This is a genomic window from Shewanella sp. SM87, assembly GCF_025653705.1.
GTDB lineage: Bacteria > Pseudomonadota > Gammaproteobacteria > Enterobacterales > Shewanellaceae > Shewanella > Shewanella oncorhynchi.
Map to the genome: position 1 here is coordinate 138,652 of NZ_JAKKSC010000008.1, position 18,938 is coordinate 157,589.

The following is an 18,938-nucleotide window of genomic DNA, read 5'->3' on the forward strand; positions in this document are numbered from 1 at the left end:
GCATGAAACTATTAATAAGTTCTCGGTTGATGATAAAAACCTTAGTCGCCAGTGCGCTTCTATTTGGCAGTGCCTGTGTTCAAGCCGAAATTGCCGTCGTGGTGCACCCTTCTAATACGTCAGAAATTAGCGCTGCGGATATTTCACGGATCTATTTAGGCAAACTCAAGTCTTTCCCCAGTGGTGGCACTGTCGTCGCACTCGATCAATCTGAAGGCACGCCCGCACGTGATGCTTTTGTTAAACAGATCCTTAATAAAACCGAGAGTCAGTTAAAAGCCTATTGGTCAAAACTGGTCTTTTCAGGCCAAGGTCAACCGCCCAAAGTCGTCGACTCCAGCGCTGAAATGCTCGCATTGATTGCCGCCAATCCCAATATGATCGGATTTGTTGACGTCAGCGAAGTAAACGACAGCGTGAAAGTGATCAGTAAGTTCTAACCCATACGGCATCATCCTTGTCCGCCTTAATCTGTGGCGGACAAGGTTTCCACTCAGCATTAGCGCGATATAAACAAACACACTATCAAATGGTGCTTGCCCCCTCAGAGAGGGCTTATCCATTTGCAGTACTGTTAAGAAAAAATAATCTCGATTTTTCAATATCCTGATTCAAACCTTAATTGGATAGACCAGCAGAGCCAAATTTGCTGGTATACTCTTGCTAAAAATGTGCTGCTTGCATGAATTAGAGCATGAGAAGACATTTTATATGTCAATAAAACAATAGGTTAAAATGAAACTACTCAAACCTTTATTCGACAATAACCGCCGCTGGGCCGGACGTATACGCCAAGAAAATCCTGATTTTTTTGAACAATTAGCGAAACAGCAACATCCTGAATACCTGTGGATTGGCTGCTCAGATAGTCGCGTACCCTCAAACCAAATCATTGATCTTATGCCCGGTGAAGTCTTTGTTCACCGTAATATCGCCAACATGGTGATCCATACCGATCTTAACTGCTTATCTGTACTGCAATACGCCGTCGATGTGCTCAAGGTGAAGCATATTATGGTGGTGGGTCACTACGGCTGTGGTGGTGTGCGCGCGGCCATGGGTCAGCAACGCTTAGGACTCATCGATAACTGGCTCGGGCATTTACGTGATATCTATCGTATTTATCAGGAAGAATTACAACAGATGGACGAAGCCAAACGTTTTGATCGCCTGTGCGAGCTAAACGTGATTGAGCAGGTTGCTAATGTGACCAGTTCAACCATAGTGCAAGAAGCTTGGGATCGCGGCCAAGAAGTGGCGGTACACGGCTGGATTTACGGCATTGATAACGGTTTACTGACAGATTTAGATGTCACGGTTGACCGTGAACATGGTTTAGCCAATCCACGCTAACAGCCTGAATATAGGCTTTCAACCCTTAGCTGAGTGTCATCTATGCTCAGATAAAACCTGCCCCTGTGCAGGTTTTTCTTTTTCCATGACAATTTTCAGCAATAAAACATCGCAAGGGTCTATTACGCCAGTTATAATCCGCCAGTTAATTGCAGGCGACCTATGCGCCACAAATTCTAAGGAGATACCTTCCATGCCCGGTTTTGAATTATTTGGTCCTGAAGAGAAGCAGGAAGTCGCTGACGTTATGGAAAACGGTTTTACCTTCCGTTACAACTTCGACCATATGCGTAATGATCGCTGGAAGACGCGCGATATGGAGCAACTACTGTGCGAGAAGATGAACGTGAAGCATGCTCACCTTTTATCAAGCGGTACTGCTGCGCTGCAAACGGCCATGATGGCTGCAGGCATTGGTGCTGGCGATGAAGTTATCGTGCCACCTTTTACCTTTGTAGCCTCAGTTGAAGCAATTTTTATGGCAGGCGCTATTCCGATTTTTGCCGAAATCGATGAGACATTGTGTTTATCTCCAGAAGGTATCGAAGCCGCGATTACCCCACGCACTAAAGCCATCAACTTAGTGCACATGTGCGGTTCTATGGCGAAGATGGACGAGATCAAAGCCGTCTGTAAAAAACATAACTTACTGATTTTAGAAGATGCTTGCCAAGCCATCGGTGGTAGCTACAAGGGCCAAGCCCTAGGTACTATCGGGGATGTGGGTTGTTACTCATTCGATTCAGTCAAAACCATCACCTGTGGTGAAGGTGGCGCTGTGATCACTAACAACACAGAAATCTACAACAATGCGCACATGTTCTCAGATCACGGCCATGACCATATTGGTAAAGACCGCGGTGCAGAGTCACACCCTATCATTGGCTTGAACTTCCGTATTTCGGAAATGAATGCCGCCTTAGGATTAGCGCAGTTACGTAAACTCGATACCATTATCGATATTCAACGTAAAAACAAAAAGACCATTAAAGATGCAATGGCCGCTATCCCAGAAGTCACCTTCCGCCAGATCCCAGATCCAGAAGGCGACTCGGCTGGCTTCTTAACCTTTATGTTGCCAACCGAAGCGCGCACGCAAGAAATCAGCAAAAAACTGGCTGAAAACGGCGTTGATGGCTGCTTCTACTGGTATGTAAACAACTGGCATTATTTGAAAAACTGGAAACACATTCAGGAGCTTAAGGCATCTGCTGCGTTGCCAATCACATTAATCTCCGACAGACCTGACTATACTCAAGTTTCTGTGCCTAAATCCGATGCCATTATGAGCCGCACGATTTCTATGCTCATCAAGTTGTCTTGGACCGATGCTCAGATCGCCGAGCGTATCGAAAACATCAAGAAAGCATTTGCCCAATAATTCTACGGGAGTTTGTTGCAATGAGTTTTAAGAATTTTAAAGTAGTTGAAAAAATGATCTTCGGCCGTGGCTCATTCGTCCAATTGGATGAAGTGTTAGCTACTGAACGTAAAACCGCCGACGACTTCGTGGTGTTTTTAGTCGATGACGTGCATCAAGGCAAAGCCCTTGAGGGCCGCATTCCAGCTAAAGCACAAGACATGGTAATTTGGGTTAACGTTGATGAAGAGCCAAGTACCATTCAAATCGATGCCCTGACTGAACAAGTTCAAGCTTTCAATAGCAAACTGCCAGTGAGCGTCGTCGGTTTAGGTGGCGGTTCAACCATGGACGTGGCTAAAGCGGTATCGCTGATGCTGACAAACCCAGGTGGCTCTGCTATGTATCAAGGTTGGGACTTAATCAAGAACCCAGCGGTACACCACATTGGTATCCCAACGATTTCAGGTACGGGTGCAGAAGCGTCACGCACCGCAGTATTATGTGGTCCAGTACGTAAGCTAGGCCTGAACTCAGATTACACAGTATTCGATCAAATCATCATGGATTCTGAGTTAATCGAAGGCGTGGAAACGGACCAATGGTTCTACACAGGTATGGATTGCTATATCCACTGTGTTGAATCTTTACAAGGTACCTTCTTAAACGAGTTCTCTAAATCCTACGCTGAAAAAGCAATGGATTTATGTCGCCAAGTGTACTTAGACGACCACGTAGAAAAAGACGACAAGCTAATGATGGCGTCTTTCATGGGCGGCATGAGCATAGCGTATAGCCAAGTGGGTGCCTGTCATGCGGTATCTTACGGTCTGTCTTACATCCTGGGTTACCACCATGGTATCGGCAACTGTATCGCCTTTGACGTGTTAGAAGAATTCTATCCAGAAGGTGTTGAAGAGTTCCGTCTGATGATGAAGAAACATAACATCACGCTGCCGAAGAACATCTGTAAAGATCTGCCAGACGAAACCATAGCGAAAATGGTTGCCGTGACTAAGAGCATGGGTCCACTATGGGCTAACGTTTACGGCGCGGCTTGGGAAGAGAAAGTCACAGATGAAATGTTGACTGCCCTGTTCCGTCGTATCTAAGCTCTAACACATGTTAAAAGGGCTCAATTGTGAACCCTTTTGTCTATATGCATTGTATATCTACACTGTATATCTTTGATAAAAGTAGGATAATTTGATGAATGTGACTCTGTTAATCCCGGCTCGTTACGGTTCAAGCCGCTTCCCGGGCAAACCCTTAGCCCCGATTAACGGCAAGCCAATGATCCAACACGTGTATGAACGCGCGTCGTTAGCCAAAGGCCTCACCAATATTTACGTCGCTACCGATGATGATCGCATTAAAGCGGCCGTTGAAGGTTTTGGCGGCAAAGTGGTCATGACCAGCCCAGATGCTGCCTCGGGTACAGATCGTATCAATGATGCAATAAACCAGCTGGGACTGAAAGATGACGACTTAGTGATCAACCTACAGGGCGATCAACCTCTTATTGACCCAACCTCTATCGAGCAAGTCATCAGCCTCTTCGAGCGTAACCCTGGTGAGTTTGAAATGGCCACCTTAGGTTTTGAAATCGTCAATAAAGCCGAGCTTGACGATCCTATGCATGTGAAGATGGTATTCGATAACAACAACTACGCCTTGTATTTCTCTCGTTCGCGTATTCCTTTTGGCCGCGATACTCAAGATTACCCCGTTTATAAGCACTTAGGTGTGTATGCTTATACACGCAAATTCGTACAGGCCTTCGCCGCCCTACCATTAGGTCGTCTAGAAGATCTGGAAAAACTCGAGCAATTACGTGCATTAGAGTACGGCCATAAGATCAAAATCGCCATTAGCGCCTTTGATTCTATTGAAGTTGATACGCCAGAAGACATTCGTAAATGTGAGCAACGCTTAGCGGTTGATTAATCGCCCGTTAGGTGTGCGCAAGTCAATTCGAAACAGGAGCTGAGTATGTCGACCTTAGAAGTCTGGATCATTATTATTTTGATCGTCGGTGTCATCGCCAGCAATCTTGCCGCGTTGAAATACAGTGCTAAGTTCAAATTGCCACAGTTCGGCCAACATAGTAAAGATAAGCAGATCAAGCCTTCGACAGCTGAGAATGACGCAGAAACGGCTTCAAATAAGCCAAGTTCTACAGAGTCAGAAGCCAATAAAGCTGATTGAGCCACCTAAGCACTAAAACCAATGGCGGCTTTTAAAGCGTGGTCTAAAGATGGCTCTTGAACACGCCTTTTAAAGACTGTGCTATAAACACTGAGCAATGACGTTCGCAAACATAGAAAAGGCGCCACAGGCGCCTTTTTTGTCTCTCAAATAACAAGCTAGCCAATGCCACTCATCAGCCTTAGGCTTTTTTCGCTGATGTGCGACTCAATGGCTGCTCCTCAAGGTGCGCCACTAAAAAGACTAAAAAGCGAAACAGGGATTTAATCTTAAGATCATAATTTTTATCGGGCTCTGCCGCGACTAACTTCTGCAGTGATTTGATTCTAGCGTAAGCATTCTCGACTAAAGCGTCGTTCTCTTTACCGACATACTTAGCAAACTCGGCAAATTCGCCAATAAACTTCACGGTCACTTTACGGCGATTTAACGCAGAGAGTGCAGCACCCTCTTTCAGTTTTGCCTCAAAAATACTGCATTCTAAACCACTGGCGATCGCACTTTGCGACAAACCGCTGCTTAACGCATCGGCCAGAAAACCCAAATTGGCTTTTAACTCAAAGGCAATCGCCTGCTTACTGGCGCTTGATTGCTGCCAGCGACTGCGTTCCTTATCAAAAATATCGTATAGCTCTTTCCAAATGCTCATGCGCTTTGCCTACCTTGCACTGAATCGCTCCCTTCGTATATAGCACTCGACTTTTTTGAAATGCTAGCGACTGAAAGTTATCATAAATTTAAGGTTTTCGGCATAGCGCTATGATAAATAATGGTTTAAAGCACATTTACACTAAAACTAAAATCGGCATAAAAAAATGGCCCGAACCAGTCGGGCCAGAGTGCAAGCCATATTCACTGTAAGAGCCATGTGAAAACTGCCCGAGTGAGAAACGAGCTCAGTACGAACTCACTCACGACCCATCTAATGGCATATAAAGTTAAAGCGCTTGCGATTTTTTCGCGTTATTTTTCTCGGCGGCGAGTCGACGCTGCGCTTCTTTTTTCTCGCGGCGCGCTTCAATCACTTGATTCACATCGCTGCCGATATGCGCTTCGTTACGGGCTTTTGCCAGATTCACTTGACGCTCACGCTCAACGAAACGTTTACGCTGCTCGTCAGAAATTTTATCGATACAATGTGGGCAACTGACACCTTGCACATAGGCAGGGCTCTGTTTTTCAGCTTCGGTGATTGGCATACGGCAAGCATTACATTGATCGTATTGGCCTTTCTTCAAGTCATGATTTACCGCAACGCGGTTATCAAATACAAAGCACTCGCCTTCCCACAGGCTTTCTTCCGCTTTGACTTCTTCAAGGTATTTAAGAATACCGCCTTCGAGATGATAGACCTCGTCAAAGCCTTGCTCTTTTAAATAAGCAGTTGATTTCTCACAGCGAATACCGCCAGTACAGAACATGGCGACCTTCTTATGTTTAGCAGGATCAAGATTTTGCTTCACATACTCAGGGAATTCTCTGAAAGTTTCAGTCACAGGATTAATAGCATTTTTGAAAGTGCCGATTTGCACTTCATAGTCGTTACGGGTGTCGACTAAAATCACGTCCGGATCAGAAATCAGCGCATTCCAATCTTTAGGCTTCACATAGGTGCCAACCACTTTAAGTGGGTCAATACCTTCAACGCCCATAGTGACGATTTCGTTTTTCAGTTTGACTTTAGTGCGGTAGAACGGCATCTCATCGTCAAATGACAGCTTGTGAACGATATTGTCTAGGCCATTTTGGCTGTTGAGCCACACTAATAACGCTTCAATAGCTTCTTGAGTGCCAGCAACTGTGCCATTGATCCCTTCACTTGCGAGGAGCAGAGTGCCTTTGATCTCGGCCTGTTCCATCATAGCAAGCAATGGCGCTCGGATAGATTCAAAATGCGGTAACGACACGAATTTATATAACGCACATACGACAACTTTAGCCATAACACCCTCTTTGCTGGCTGGAACTTAATTTCCAGTGCATAAACAAATCAATCATCTGCAGCCTTGCTGCAGATCCCAAAAATAGCGCGGAATTCTACCTGAGTCACAGCAAGATAAACACAGATAAAATACAGGGTCTTTAATTCTTTACGCACAGTGGTGAGAAAAATCATTCTATGATGGCAAATTAAGCAGAAATCCCAGTATGAAAGCGTTACCATCTGCGCCCTTTGAATATTGCATGATTGGCACACAACATTTGCATTGGCATACTCGCGTCGTCAATAAGCATGCATAAACATGCATAAACATGCTGACGTCAGCTTTAGTCGCATCAACTTCCACGCATGGCGCCGCACAGTAGAGGAAATCCGAATGACTCTAGCCGTCTTATACACCTTCCGCCGTTGCCCCTATGCTATGCGAGCACGTTTGGGACTCTTGTTAGCCCAATGCAATGTTGAAGTCCGTGAAATCACCCTTAAAGCCAAACCACCACAAATGCTAGCTGCCTCACCTAAGGGTACTGTGCCGGTATTAGTGCTAGCAAACGGCGAGGTGATTGCCGAAAGTCTTGAGATCATGCGCTGGGCACTCACGCAAGCAGATCCCTTAGATCTATTGTGTCAGCAAAATCCTGCTATTGAAGATAAAATGGCACAACTTATCGCGCAAAATGATCAGCAATTTAAACCATGGCTTGACCGCTATAAATATGCCGACCGTTACCCTGAGCAAACGCAAGCTTATTATTATCAGCAGGCGAGTCATTTCCTCCTGCAACTTGAAACATGCTTAGGGCAACACCCCTTTTTAGTCGCCGATACACCTCGCCTTGCCGACTACGCAATCGTACCTTTTGTACGCCAGTTTGCCGCAGTGGATCTTAAATGTGCACTTAGTGATGATTTTCCGCGAGTCGCCGTTTGGCTAAATCGACTTATTTCGAGTGAAATATTTATTCGTGCGATGGAAAAATATGTGATCTGGGACGCTAGCCATTCTCCAATTTGTTTGTTAGGAGACGTGTAAGCCAATAAGATTTAAAGATTATTTTTATTTTATGTTATAGCCATCGGTAAAATATTCGAGTAAGGTATTTACCACTAGGTAACTAATTTAGCTAATCGAAGCTAGACAATCTTCTCAAGAAAAGTAACCACGCCTAAAGACTCAAGGACGTGAATGATAGAACACAAGGATAAGACAGTTGGAAAATATGGATATTAATATCGTTATTATGCTTGGGGGCCTGGTGCTATTGCATTGTCTATTTGCCCTTCGGGCTTTCAAGAGTAAAGTGGATCTCAGCACCAACAAAAAGTGCTTATGGTGCCTACTGAGTCTGATACTCGGCCCTATGGGTTATTATGGTTTTCACGGTTTTATTCCCCTAGATAGAATTCTCAAAGACTAAACGGTAAAACTGAATACCTTCAAAAAGCTAGTCATCCAATTGATTTACTTATCAAATTAAGAAAAAAATAGCGCAACCTTAAGCTGCGCTATTTTTACGACCCAGTTTAATCAAACAAGGCATGACAGTTAACTACAAATGACTGTGCAACAATACCGAGTCATCAGGAACTTTTTGGATCACAGGCGCTTGCCCTTCAGCCAAGGCTTGTTTATAGCTTTGATTCATTTTAAGGGCGAGATACAAATCTGGCCGGATCAAAATACCACCTTCCCCTGTCTGCATGCCCGCTTGCTCAAACCAACTCAGCATCTGCCGTTTACGTCCCGCAAGCACTAAACGAACGCCACGTTTTTTAAGCAGTTGGTGTAAATCAGCCAACATGGCCATCACGCTTAAATCCAAATGGGTAAAACAAGGCACTGCATCAATAATGATGCAATCAACAGGCTCAGATTCCCGAATAAACTTTTCCAGTAAACGGCGCTTAAAATACGTCGCATTAAAGTAAGTTAACGGTGAATTAAAGCGATATATAAATACTCCTGGAACCGATTTAGCTTTACCCGATTCATCGACACTGCGGATAACGCCCTTATGATCTAAACCAAGCACTTGATCCGTAGGCCGCATCACAGTAGCAAGGAACTGGAATAAACCCAGTAATACAGCCAAGGTTATCCCAGGGATAACCCCAATAAACAACACAGAGAACAAGGTGATACAGGCAAGTAGAAAAGCAGACCTATCCCGCACTCGCAGATTCCACAGTGACTTTAAATCGATAAGCGAGATAGAGGCAATTACCAGCACCACACCTAAGGCGGCACTGGGGATAAACTTCAAAGGCGCAGTGAAAAATAGCGCCACAACACCAATCAATACCGCCGCAATGATAGACACTAACTGGCTCTTACCACCATTGGCATCATTAACCGCAGTGCGGGAATCCGCGCCGCTCACCGCAAAACCTTGAGATATGGCAGACGCTATATTGGCTATACCTAACGCCCTGAACTCTTTATCGGCATCTATATCGTAACCGTTTTTTGCCGCAAAGCTTCGAGCCGTCAACATCATGCTCACAAAGCTCACCATGGCTAAGTTAAGCGCTGGTACCACAAGCTCACGGGCGATACCTAAATCAAATACAGGCGCTTGAAATGAAGGTAATCCTGAGGTCACTTCTCCGACGACGCTAATATCAAAGCTCGTCAGGTTAAACACCCAAACAAGGAAAGCCGCCATCGCCATTGCGCACATAGAAGCAGGCCATTGGGGACGAAACCGTTTCACTAAGGCATAAGTCGCTAGCGTCACAATCCCCATAGTCAATGTCGGCCAATGGGTTTTGGATAAGTAGGAAGGCGCACCGCTGAGGCGCTCAATTAAATAGCGCTCATCGAAGGTAAAACCGAAGATTTTTGAAAACTGTCCCACGATAATGGTAATTGCAACGCCATTAAGCAGCCCCATCAAAATCGGCTTTGATAGAAAATCGGCGAGCACCCCCAGCCTAAAACGACTCGCAATCAAGCACCAAAAGCCTGTCATGGCCGTCATGGTCATCACTAACTGCCAGTGCTTCATGCTATCCCCTGCAGCTAGGGGCGTGACAACCGCGGCGATAACGGCACAAGTCGCCGCATCTGGACCCACGATTAATTGTTTTGAGGTGCCAAATAGTGCGTATACCAACATTGGCAATACGCAGGAATACAAACCCACGGCAGCATTCACACCTGTGAGCTGGGCATAAGCAATCGCGACGGGTAATGCCACAGCAGCAACGGATAAGCCTGCGCGCACATCATCCCTAAGCCATTGCTTTTCATATTGTAATAATTGCGCCAATCCCGGCATAAACGAAATCAAACTAGGGAACTTCACTCGGCAACCTCCATATACACACTATCAAGATAAGCAACAAGTATAACTGAGACTGAAAATGTTCAGCTAAAAGGTCATTACCTAAAAAGCCATCAATAGTATGTTGGTTATGGCATAAAGCCAATCATTACGCGAGTGTCTTCCTCAGAATATTTATAGGGTTAGACACTTAATTCAAGCCAAGCTAGCGTAATATCATAGGTAATGACACTAAGAGCAAGCTGCCCATAAACCAATTAAAATGGCGCTTACGTCTATCGGTATTGAGTTTCTTACTGATCGCGGCACCGACAAATACCCAAGTAAATGATGCAGGAAATCCCACTATGTTGAACATTAATACGCCAAGAAACGCACTCAACCAAAAGCCATCGCCACTTAATGTAAAAGCGCTACACAGGGTAATCGTCGACATCCAAGATTTAGGGTTAATCCATTGAAATAATGCAGCTTCAATGAGCGTCATAGGTTTTCGTCCATCATCCATATGCGTGCTCTGCACTGGCGACGTCACTAATTTGTACGCGAGATACAGCAAATATGCTAAAGCGAAATATTTCAATACTTGGTGCAATACCGGTAATGCTTCAAACAAGGTACCGAGGCCGAATAATACCGCAAGATGTAAAGAGGTCGAACCCAAGCGGATCCCTGCAATATGTGGCACGGTACGCTGCACACCAAAATGCGCTCCAGAGCTAGCTAAGAGAATATTGTTCGGTCCAGGAGTCATTGTCATAGTCGCGCAAAATAGCGCGGTCGAGGCCATTAAAGTCCATAATTGTGGATCATAAAGCAGTGCAGTATTCATATTCGCCTTAAATTGTATGCATACATTTGTTGACATAAAAAGATGCAATAAATAATATACGGAGAATATTAGAGATCAATGGATTTATTGTCATGGGTACAATCTGGACGCCAGACCTAACGACTTTTTCAGGCCCGAAATATCAGCGCTTAGTCAGTGCCATAGAACAAGGCATTTTGCAGAAGGTGTTAACCCAAGGTAGTAAACTGCCACCACAGCGCCGTTTAGCCGATGCCTTAGGCATCACTATTGGCACTGTGACCCGCGCCTATGCATTGGCGGAACAAAGGGGTTACGTCGAAGCGCGTGTGGGAGATGGGACCTATGTCAATGCCTCCCCTGTACCTGAAATGGGTAACGTACAATTGAATATGGCGACCTGTCAGCAGCCACTCACAGATCAAATCAGCACCCTAAGCGATTGCCTCAGCCAATTAGCGAAAGACCCCACTAAATTGAGTCAGTTACTCGGTTATCGCGCCAGTCCATTAGATCAACACCAACAAGTGTTCCACCAATGGTTAAACCAACGCGGCATACAGCAAACGCCCGAGCAACTGGTCTTTACCCATGGCGGCCAGCAAGCCATTTTTGCCTGTTTGAGCGCATTTTTATCAACAGGCGATGTACTGTTACACGAGCAATACAGTTATCCAGGCGTGAGAATTTGTGCTAAACAGCTTGGTGTCACTAGCGTTGGAGTGCCCCTTACCCACGAAGGATTAGATCTGCCGCGCTTTGAAGCCCTATTACAGATCCACAACCCTAAATTAGTCTATCTCACACTGAATAATCAAAACCCCACTTGCATTCAGTACAGTGAATCACAGCGGCAGAAAATCCTTGAATTATCAGAGCAATATCAATTCTATATCATTGAAGATGACGTGAATTATTGTTTACCTGAAGAATGGCATTCGCCCCTGTGGCAATTAGCAAAACAGCTGGCGATACCACGGGTGATTTATATTTCCAGCCTGTCAAAATTGTTTTCTGGCGGCTTAAGGCAAGGTTTTATTCTGGTTCCTGACCCCCTTATCGCCCAAGTGCGACTCGCTATCCATAGCCAATGCTGGATGGTGTCGCCGCTGAATATTGAAATAGCCTGTCAGTTGATAAAGAAAGGTCATATCACTGCAGAACGAGATACGCTCGTACGTCAACGCCAACGTCACTGTATCGCCATGGGCGAACGACTGGGATTAACCCAAACTTGGCGAGGGTTAAACGGTTGGATACAACTGCCAGAAGATATCAAAGCCCATCACCTCGTTACCGCACTGGCCGCAAAAGGCATATTAGTCCGTAATGGTGATGACTTTAATTGCCATGATAATTTTATCCGCTTGAGCCTTGGTGGCGCCGAAAACGACACTCAATTCAATCTCGCGGTTGAATGCATAGAATCGACCATACGTTCCTTAGTGCAAAATGCTTATTCAGTGGTGTAAAAGCGCTTAAAGACCATTAAGCTCAGCCAATTTTTATGCGCCATTTCAGATGAAGTTAATTCACACAAAATGGCGAATTTTGTAGAAGAGTGAATAAAAAAGCGCCAGTAGCATACATGCTACTGGCGCTGGTGTTACTGACAAGCTTGATGAACTATCGGTGAGCCATTAGCTATAACTTACTAGTGCACCACTATTTAATTTTAAGTTGGTAAACACTTGTGGTGCCACTGACTTCATTGCCTATGATTAACAAAGGATTACCGTTAGGGCTTTTATCGGCACTGACAAATTTCATCCCTTCTGGTCCCAAATCACCCGCCAATGTTGCATCACCTTTGACTGCACCTGTAGCGGTATCGACAACGAAGTCAGCTTCAAAATCACGGTTCACAACATAGTCGACAAAATGCACATCAAAAGGATTAGTCACGTCATAGATCATAAAGCCAGAGGTACGTTCTAAACCAACAAAGGCATATAGTCGTTGACCAATTTGGCCTAGGGCTAAAGCTTCTGGCTCTGGCCCCTTGTCATCACTGCGACTATCACCTTTATTTTCTTCGTTGTTATTGTTGAACTTATCCCCCAGTAGTGCGGCGGTAATACGTTCAAAATCACTGCCACTGTCAAACACTTGCTGGCCATCAGCATTCCAAATCGAGAAGGAACGAGCACCAAAGCTCACGACTTTGTCGTAGTCGCCATCCTTATCATCGTCCCCCATGCTCTTCGTTACCTTAAGACGCGCTAATTGGGTTTTATCTTTTGCGGCGGCAAATTGTGGGTGATTCGGGTCGAGCACTAAATCCCCTGCGCGGGTTTCTTCCGAAAAAGCCGCATAGTCACGGGAATCTCCTTCATTCGCAGTTACAATAAAGTCAGTGTTATTCCAACGGTAGCTAGCAAGGGTATCGGGTTGATACAGACCGTACACCCCTGTGTAGCTTTGCAGGTTCACGAGATTATCTTTATCACTCGCATCAATTTTATTCACCTCAAGCCCGTAATCCTTGAGGCCTAGCGGTAAAATCTTGGCCACTTTAGCATTGGCGATATCAATCACGGCAATGGCATTGTTCTCTTGCAAACTGACAAATGCACGGCGGTTATCTTGGCTAATGGCGATATATTCAGGTTCTAAATCCTGCGCCACACTCGCCATTGGACCATTAATTTTAATGTCAGCGGTGATTTCACTTGCACGCGCACCGCCCTGATTAAACGCACTAAAATTTATGATGGTCGCAGTAGCTGCGGGCCTACCGTCAGTAATCGCAATCAACGCAACACTGCCTTCAGGATCTAAGGTATAAGCAGGATTAGGTTCGCCTTCATTGGCCACGAGTAAGGTTTTACCGTCGTGGGTGAACACTACATTATCGGGTAAAGCACCGACTTCAACGGCGCTGATAAACTGCGGAGCATCTGTGCCATTAAGCTGATAAAAAGCCACAAAACCATTGGCTTGGGTTTTATTGCCTGCAGCGTCACCACGCTCAATGGCAGCCGCTAACAAGTTGCCTGAAATACTCACGCTGTTCACGCTACCCATAAAGGCTTGACCCACATCCTTAGCAACATCGAGTTCTGCTAATTTTTCGAGATTATTCAATGCTAAAGGATCTGTGGCGTTTGATGAGGTCGCTAATAAACTGCCATCGATAATATCGACTTTGCCGCTAATCGCATTGACCACAAAAATACGGTTAGATGCACTGTGATATTCAACGATTTCGGCGGCACTTAAGCCATAAACGCCAGTCTGATGACGACCAATTAACTCTGCTTTTAAGCTTGCAGTTTGTGGCTGGCAAACATATTGGGTTTGCGCGACTGCAATTTCACTGTTATCCAATTGTCCATTATGGTTGGCATCTAATCCGGTATCGATACGCTGACCACCGGCGGGACAATTTGCATCACCGATAGTTAATGCGGTCACTTTAACCAGTGAATTTAAGCCGTTGTCGCCTTTATCACCTGCTGCGCCATCATCACCGCTGCAAGCACCGAGTAATAAGCTCGCCATAATGGCGGCTGCAAGCGGGAGTCGTTGTGTTTTCATCGTGTCATTCCTGAATATTTTATTTTTAGTAAGGTGAAGCTAAAGCCCACTAAATTAGTCAGCATAAAAGACACCTAGATGACAAAGCAGTGACACTCAGATGACAACTAACACTTTTGAATGAAGCATATTGGAGGATAACGGCTCGAGCCGCCAAGGTTATGCCTCGATTATCGAGACTTGCTACTTAGTTACAATTTAATCGGTAAAATACGGTAAAGAAATCATCGCAAAGATTGGTTTATTTGTCCTAGCGCTTTACTATGCTATTGCTTAATGCCTTACCGTGAAAATTGATCGAAGCACAATTCACTTTTCCCCAAACATCGCCAATTAGCGCAAGATGCTGGCTAAAAATGGACGGATTAGAGTGAATTGTCCTAGTACAATTTAAACCACGCCGCATAACCCTGAGAAATACGCTTTCAATTCTTTCGCCACCCGAGGTAACAGTGGACCCACAATCACAACCTTCTGCCCATAACGGCAGACGTATACCGAATTTAGCACTGCTTATTCCCATGCTAGCGGCGATTGTCGCGATCACACCATTGGCCATCGACATGTACTTACCTGCGATGTCGACATTGGCCCTTAGTTTTCATACCGATATCACAACAGTGCAACAGTCCCTGAGTATCTACTTAGCAGGTTATGCACTGGGCATGTTGTGTTTCGGTCCCTTAGCTGACCGCATTGGCCGTCGCCCTATGGTGATAATGGGGCTGAGTGGCTTTATGCTAACAAGTTTATTGATTGGTTTTGCTGGTCAAGTCGAAATCTTTCTTGGACTACGCTTTTTGCAGGCCTTTATCGGCGCAGCAGCGACTGTGGTGGTGCCGGGATACATCAAAGAAGTCTATGGCGACAATACCGCCAAAGGTATGTCTTACGTGAGTTTAATCATGATGTTAGCGCCATTACTGGCACCTAGCATTGGCAGCGTTATCTTAGAACTCGGTGATTGGCATTTAATCTTCTTCATTCAATCTGCCTATGCCGCAACCCTGTTATTACTCGTGCTGTTTGCGCTAAAAATGCCCAGCGATAAAGATATGGATACCCGCAGCCAAAAATCGTTTCTTGGTGCCTATGCGACCGTATTTTCCCGATCTGGCGTTAAGTTAAACATTGCCAGCGGCGTGTTAACGTCTTTTGCGTTTTTCTGTTATCTCACCGCATCCCCCTTCGTTTATATGGAAGTCTTTGCCTTAGATAAATCCTATTTTGCCATCTTGTTTAGCACCAACGTTGGCGCCTTGATGTTGGCCAATATCATTAATACTCGCATTGTCGGCCGCTATGGTTCGCTGCGTATGTTGCACGTATCGACCTTTTTTGGCGCTATTGCGGGAGCTGGTTTATTAACCGTCAACCTACTGGATATGAGCTATCATTTTACCGTGATCATGCTTATTCCTTTGATGGGCAGCCTAGGGGTGATGTCGGTCAACGCCGATGCGATAGTGCTGATGAAGTTCAAACAAGAAACCGGAACGGCAACGGCGGTTATTGGCACCTTAAGATTTGGCTGTGGCGCGTTAGCGGGGCCATTATTAGCGGTGTTCTATGATGGCACAGCAGTGCCCTTCTCTGCCCTCATGTTAGGCTCTATTGTGTTAGTCGGTATTTGCCAATTTAATCGTCCAAAGCATCAAATACAGCCGACGATTTAAGGATCTATTTTTAAGAAATCATGGATGCCAATGCCACATCGGCAACACATGTTTGATCGCGTGAAAACAGCGCATTGGCTTTTTGTAGCAAATAAGTAATATTTAATCGCAACAGTTAAGTATCTGCTTATCTAACGTCCCACACCAAAACGGCACTTTTAGTGCCGTTTTTGCTTTTTAAGCATCTAACAATCTGAAAAATATAAAATAAGCCCATAAATCAGCCTAGATTACTTAGCGATTCCAGCAAGTTATCCAGCCATTCAAACGTGAAATTGTTTCAAGTTGGTTATTTTTTACATAAAAGGCTTGAAATGTTGTTTTTTTTGAATATGATGAAATTCTGTTCATTGCAACAGTTGCTGCATCCTAAGGATGAATCACTTGTCTTCTACGAAGTCAGTTCAGCATTTCGGAGTCTGAATTACCCTTCAGGCTTAATTTTTAGAGCGATTACCGTCGCTGTAACAAAATACTGTTTACCGTAACGGTACTATGCAATAGGAGTTCCACATGGAGATGTTATCCGGCGCCAGCATGATAGTGCGTTCTTTGATTGATGAAGGCGTAAAACACATTTTTGGCTATCCTGGCGGTTCAGTTTTAGATATCTACGATGCCCTGCACGTTATCCCAGGTATTGAACACATACTCGTTCGCCACGAACAAGCTGCCGTACACATGGCCGATGGCTACGCCCGTGCCACGGGTAAAGTGGGTGTGGTATTAGTCACCTCAGGACCCGGTGCCACCAACGCGATTACCGGTATTGCCACCGCCTACATGGACTCTATTCCCCTCGTGGTATTATCGGGTCAAGTACCGAGCAACCTTATCGGTAATGACGCCTTCCAAGAATGCGATATGATCGGCATCTCTCGTCCAGTGGTCAAACACAGCTTTTTAGTAAAAGATCCCACTCAAATCCCTGAAACGATAAAAAAAGCCTTTTATATTGCCTCTACCGGCCGTCCTGGGCCTGTGGTCGTCGACCTGCCAAAAGATTGCTTAAACCCAGCGCTACTGCACGAATATATTTATCCCGAAAGCGTGAAAATGCGCTCATACAACCCGACAACCTCGGGGCATAAAGGACAGATCCGTCGTGGACTACAGGCACTATTAGCGGCTAAAAAGCCTGTGCTCTATGTCGGTGGCGGCGCCATTATCTCGGGTTGTGATAAGCAAATTTTACAATTAGCTGAGAGATTAAATATTCCCGTCGTCAGCACACTTATGGGACTCGGGGCTTTTCCAAGTACCCACAAAAACAGCCTAGGCATGCTAGGGATGCACGGTCGCTACGAAGCCAACATGACTATGCATAACTGCGATTTGATCTTCGGTATTGGTGTGCGCTTCGACGATAGAACCACTAATAATGTGGAAAAATATTGCCCGAATGCAACCATTTTACACATAGATATTGATCCCTCGTCTATTTCAAAAACTATCCACGTCGACATTCCCATCGTAGGGTCGGCAGACAGTATTTTAGACAGCATGTTGACACTATTAGATGAATCGAACGAGCACAATGACAACGATGCCATCGCCACTTGGTGGAATGATATTGAGCAATGGCGCGGCCGCGATTGTCTGGCCTATGACAAAAACAGTGGTCGCATCAAACCACAGCAAGTGATTGAAACCTTGTATAAGCTAACCAATGGCGATGCCTATGTCGCCTCTGATGTTGGCCAGCATCAGATGTTTGCCGCCTTGTACTATCCGTTCGATAAGCCGCGCCGCTGGATCAACTCAGGTGGTCTAGGCACCATGGGATTTGGCCTACCCGCCGCGATGGGGGTTAAAATGGCGATGCCTGATGCCACGGTTGTCTGTGTCACGGGTGATGGTTCAATTCAGATGAACATTCAAGAGCTTTCGACCGCGCTGCAATATGATACGCCGGTTAAAATTATCAACTTAAACAATCGTTTCCTTGGTATGGTTAAACAATGGCAGGACATGATTTACTCTGGCCGTCACTCACATTCCTATATGGATTCAGTACCTAATTTTGCCAAAATTGCCGAGGCCTATGGCCATGTAGGTATGACGATCAGCGATCCCGCCGAACTTGAGTCAAAAATGGCAGAAGCGCTGGCGATGAAAGACAGACTGGTCTTTATCGACATCATGGTGGATGAAACTGAGCACGTGTACCCAATGTTGATCCGTGGTGGTGCGATGAATGAAATGTGGCTGACCAAGACGGAGAAATGCTAATGCGTCGAATTATATCTGTATTATTAGAAAACCAATCCGGCGCCCTTTCTCGTGTGGTCGGTTTGTTTTCACAGCGCGGCTATAACATTGAAAGTTTAACGGTGGCGCCAACGGACGATATCACACTGTCGCGGCTTAACATCACAGTCGTTGCCGATGAAATGGTGTTAGAGCAAATAGAGAAGCAGCTACATAAACTCATCGATGTGTTAAAAGTTTCGAATATTACCGAGTCAGCTTATATTGAACGCGAATTAGCCCTTATCAAGGTCCGCGCCCAAGGCGAGTTTAGGGAAGAAGTTAAACGGATGGCGGACATTTTCCGCGGCCAGATTGTCGATGTCACCGCCAATTTATATACCATCCAAATGGTCGGCACATCAGAGAAACTCGATGCGTTTATTCATGCGCTAGGTGAAGTGACTAAATTGGTCGAAGTCTCTCGCTCCGGTGTGGTGGGTTTGGCTCGCGGAGAAAAGGCCATGAAAGCGTAACTTTCTCACGGAAATCTCGCGGACATTTTTTGCGT

The 18,938-nt window shown here is 45.3% G+C and carries 18 protein-coding genes; 12 read left to right on the forward strand and 6 right to left on the reverse strand.

What is annotated here, in order from left to right:
* Positions 1–2 precede the first annotated feature (2 nt).
* From L5M11_RS08640 to L5M11_RS08665, 6 genes are all read left to right on the forward strand, one after another.
* A complete protein-coding gene (locus L5M11_RS08640) occupies positions 3–440 on the forward strand; it encodes a phosphate ABC transporter substrate-binding protein (RefSeq protein WP_263191878.1) in 438 nt (145 codons plus the stop codon).
* A 295-nt stretch (positions 441–735) separates the two neighbouring features.
* Positions 736–1,353 carry a carbonate dehydratase gene (gene can, locus L5M11_RS08645; RefSeq protein WP_028760064.1) on the forward strand — a complete coding sequence of 206 codons (618 nt, stop codon included), beginning with the start codon at positions 736–738 and terminating at the stop codon, positions 1,351–1,353.
* A gap of 193 nt (positions 1,354–1,546) precedes the next feature.
* Positions 1,547–2,734, forward strand: a complete 1,188-nt coding sequence (kdnA, locus tag L5M11_RS08650; RefSeq protein ID WP_263191879.1) for an 8-amino-3,8-dideoxy-alpha-D-manno-octulosonate transaminase KdnA — start codon at positions 1,547–1,549, stop codon at positions 2,732–2,734.
* A 20-nt stretch (positions 2,735–2,754) separates the two neighbouring features.
* A complete protein-coding gene (gene kdnB / locus L5M11_RS08655; RefSeq protein WP_263191880.1) occupies positions 2,755–3,825 on the forward strand; it encodes a 3-deoxy-alpha-D-manno-octulosonate 8-oxidase KdnB in 1,071 nt (356 codons plus the stop codon).
* Positions 3,826–3,922: 97 nt separating this feature from the next.
* The gene (kdsB, locus tag L5M11_RS08660; protein WP_263191881.1) at positions 3,923–4,660 is read left to right on the forward strand and encodes an 8-amino-3,8-dideoxy-manno-octulosonate cytidylyltransferase KdsB; all 738 of its coding nucleotides are present in this window, start codon (positions 3,923–3,925) and stop codon (positions 4,658–4,660) included.
* A 45-nt stretch (positions 4,661–4,705) separates the two neighbouring features.
* Positions 4,706–4,921 (forward strand): DUF2897 family protein, encoded by a 216-nt coding sequence (locus L5M11_RS08665; RefSeq protein WP_263167268.1) that lies wholly within the window; start codon positions 4,706–4,708, stop codon positions 4,919–4,921.
* A gap of 181 nt (positions 4,922–5,102) precedes the next feature.
* Here the strand turns inward: L5M11_RS08665 and L5M11_RS08670 are convergent, their stop codons facing one another.
* From L5M11_RS08670 to L5M11_RS08680, 3 genes are all read right to left on the reverse strand, one after another.
* On the reverse strand, positions 5,103–5,570 hold the full coding sequence (locus L5M11_RS08670; RefSeq protein WP_263191882.1) for a hypothetical protein: 468 nt from the start codon (positions 5,568–5,570) through the stop codon (positions 5,103–5,105).
* Positions 5,571–5,859: 289 nt separating this feature from the next.
* Entirely contained in the window at positions 5,860–6,864 is a 1,005-nt protein-coding gene (locus L5M11_RS08675; protein WP_263167262.1) for a rhodanese-related sulfurtransferase, read from the reverse strand.
* Between the two features lie 47 nt (positions 6,865–6,911).
* A complete protein-coding gene (locus L5M11_RS08680; RefSeq protein ID WP_198573292.1) occupies positions 6,912–7,085 on the reverse strand; it encodes a hypothetical protein in 174 nt (57 codons plus the stop codon).
* 154 nt (positions 7,086–7,239) lie between these two features.
* Here L5M11_RS08680 and L5M11_RS08685 point away from each other — a divergent pair, with 154 nt between their 5' ends.
* Together L5M11_RS08685 and L5M11_RS08690 are read left to right on the forward strand one after the other, a co-directional pair.
* Positions 7,240–7,896 carry a glutathione S-transferase gene (locus L5M11_RS08685; RefSeq protein WP_263185473.1) on the forward strand — a complete coding sequence of 219 codons (657 nt, stop codon included), beginning with the start codon at positions 7,240–7,242 and terminating at the stop codon, positions 7,894–7,896.
* A gap of 187 nt (positions 7,897–8,083) precedes the next feature.
* Positions 8,084–8,281 carry a hypothetical protein gene (locus L5M11_RS08690; protein WP_028760072.1) on the forward strand — a complete coding sequence of 66 codons (198 nt, stop codon included), beginning with the start codon at positions 8,084–8,086 and terminating at the stop codon, positions 8,279–8,281.
* Positions 8,282–8,413: 132 nt separating this feature from the next.
* Here L5M11_RS08690 and L5M11_RS08695 read toward each other — a convergent pair whose 3' ends face one another.
* Positions 8,414–10,171 (reverse strand): SulP family inorganic anion transporter, encoded by a 1,758-nt coding sequence (locus tag L5M11_RS08695; RefSeq protein ID WP_105252613.1) that lies wholly within the window; start codon positions 10,169–10,171, stop codon positions 8,414–8,416.
* A 184-nt stretch (positions 10,172–10,355) separates the two neighbouring features.
* Positions 10,356–10,982 carry a LysE family translocator gene (locus L5M11_RS08700; RefSeq protein ID WP_263191883.1) on the reverse strand — a complete coding sequence of 209 codons (627 nt, stop codon included), beginning with the start codon at positions 10,980–10,982 and terminating at the stop codon, positions 10,356–10,358.
* Positions 10,983–11,074: 92 nt separating this feature from the next.
* Between L5M11_RS08700 and L5M11_RS08705 the strand changes: the two genes are divergently transcribed.
* Entirely contained in the window at positions 11,075–12,433 is a 1,359-nt protein-coding gene (locus tag L5M11_RS08705; protein ID WP_263191884.1) for a PLP-dependent aminotransferase family protein, read from the forward strand.
* Positions 12,434–12,626: 193 nt separating this feature from the next.
* Here the strand turns inward: L5M11_RS08705 and L5M11_RS08710 are convergent, their stop codons facing one another.
* Positions 12,627–14,501: a choice-of-anchor I family protein gene (locus L5M11_RS08710; protein WP_263191885.1), complete on the reverse strand. Its 1,875-nt coding sequence runs from the start codon at positions 14,499–14,501 to the stop codon at positions 12,627–12,629.
* Between the two features lie 452 nt (positions 14,502–14,953).
* Here L5M11_RS08710 and L5M11_RS08715 point away from each other — a divergent pair, with 452 nt between their 5' ends.
* The 3 genes from L5M11_RS08715 (at position 14,954) to ilvN (ending at position 18,903) form a co-directional block, all read left to right on the forward strand.
* Complete coding sequence (locus L5M11_RS08715; RefSeq protein WP_263178405.1) at positions 14,954–16,177, forward strand: multidrug effflux MFS transporter; 1,224 nt, start codon at positions 14,954–14,956, stop codon at positions 16,175–16,177.
* 513 nt (positions 16,178–16,690) lie between these two features.
* Entirely contained in the window at positions 16,691–18,409 is a 1,719-nt protein-coding gene (locus L5M11_RS08720) for an acetolactate synthase 3 large subunit (RefSeq protein WP_105252618.1), read from the forward strand.
* Positions 18,409–18,903: an acetolactate synthase small subunit gene (ilvN, locus tag L5M11_RS08725; RefSeq protein ID WP_028759823.1), complete on the forward strand. Its 495-nt coding sequence runs from the start codon at positions 18,409–18,411 to the stop codon at positions 18,901–18,903. Before L5M11_RS08720 ends, ilvN begins: the two co-directional genes overlap by 1 nt.
* Positions 18,904–18,938 lie beyond the last annotated feature (35 nt).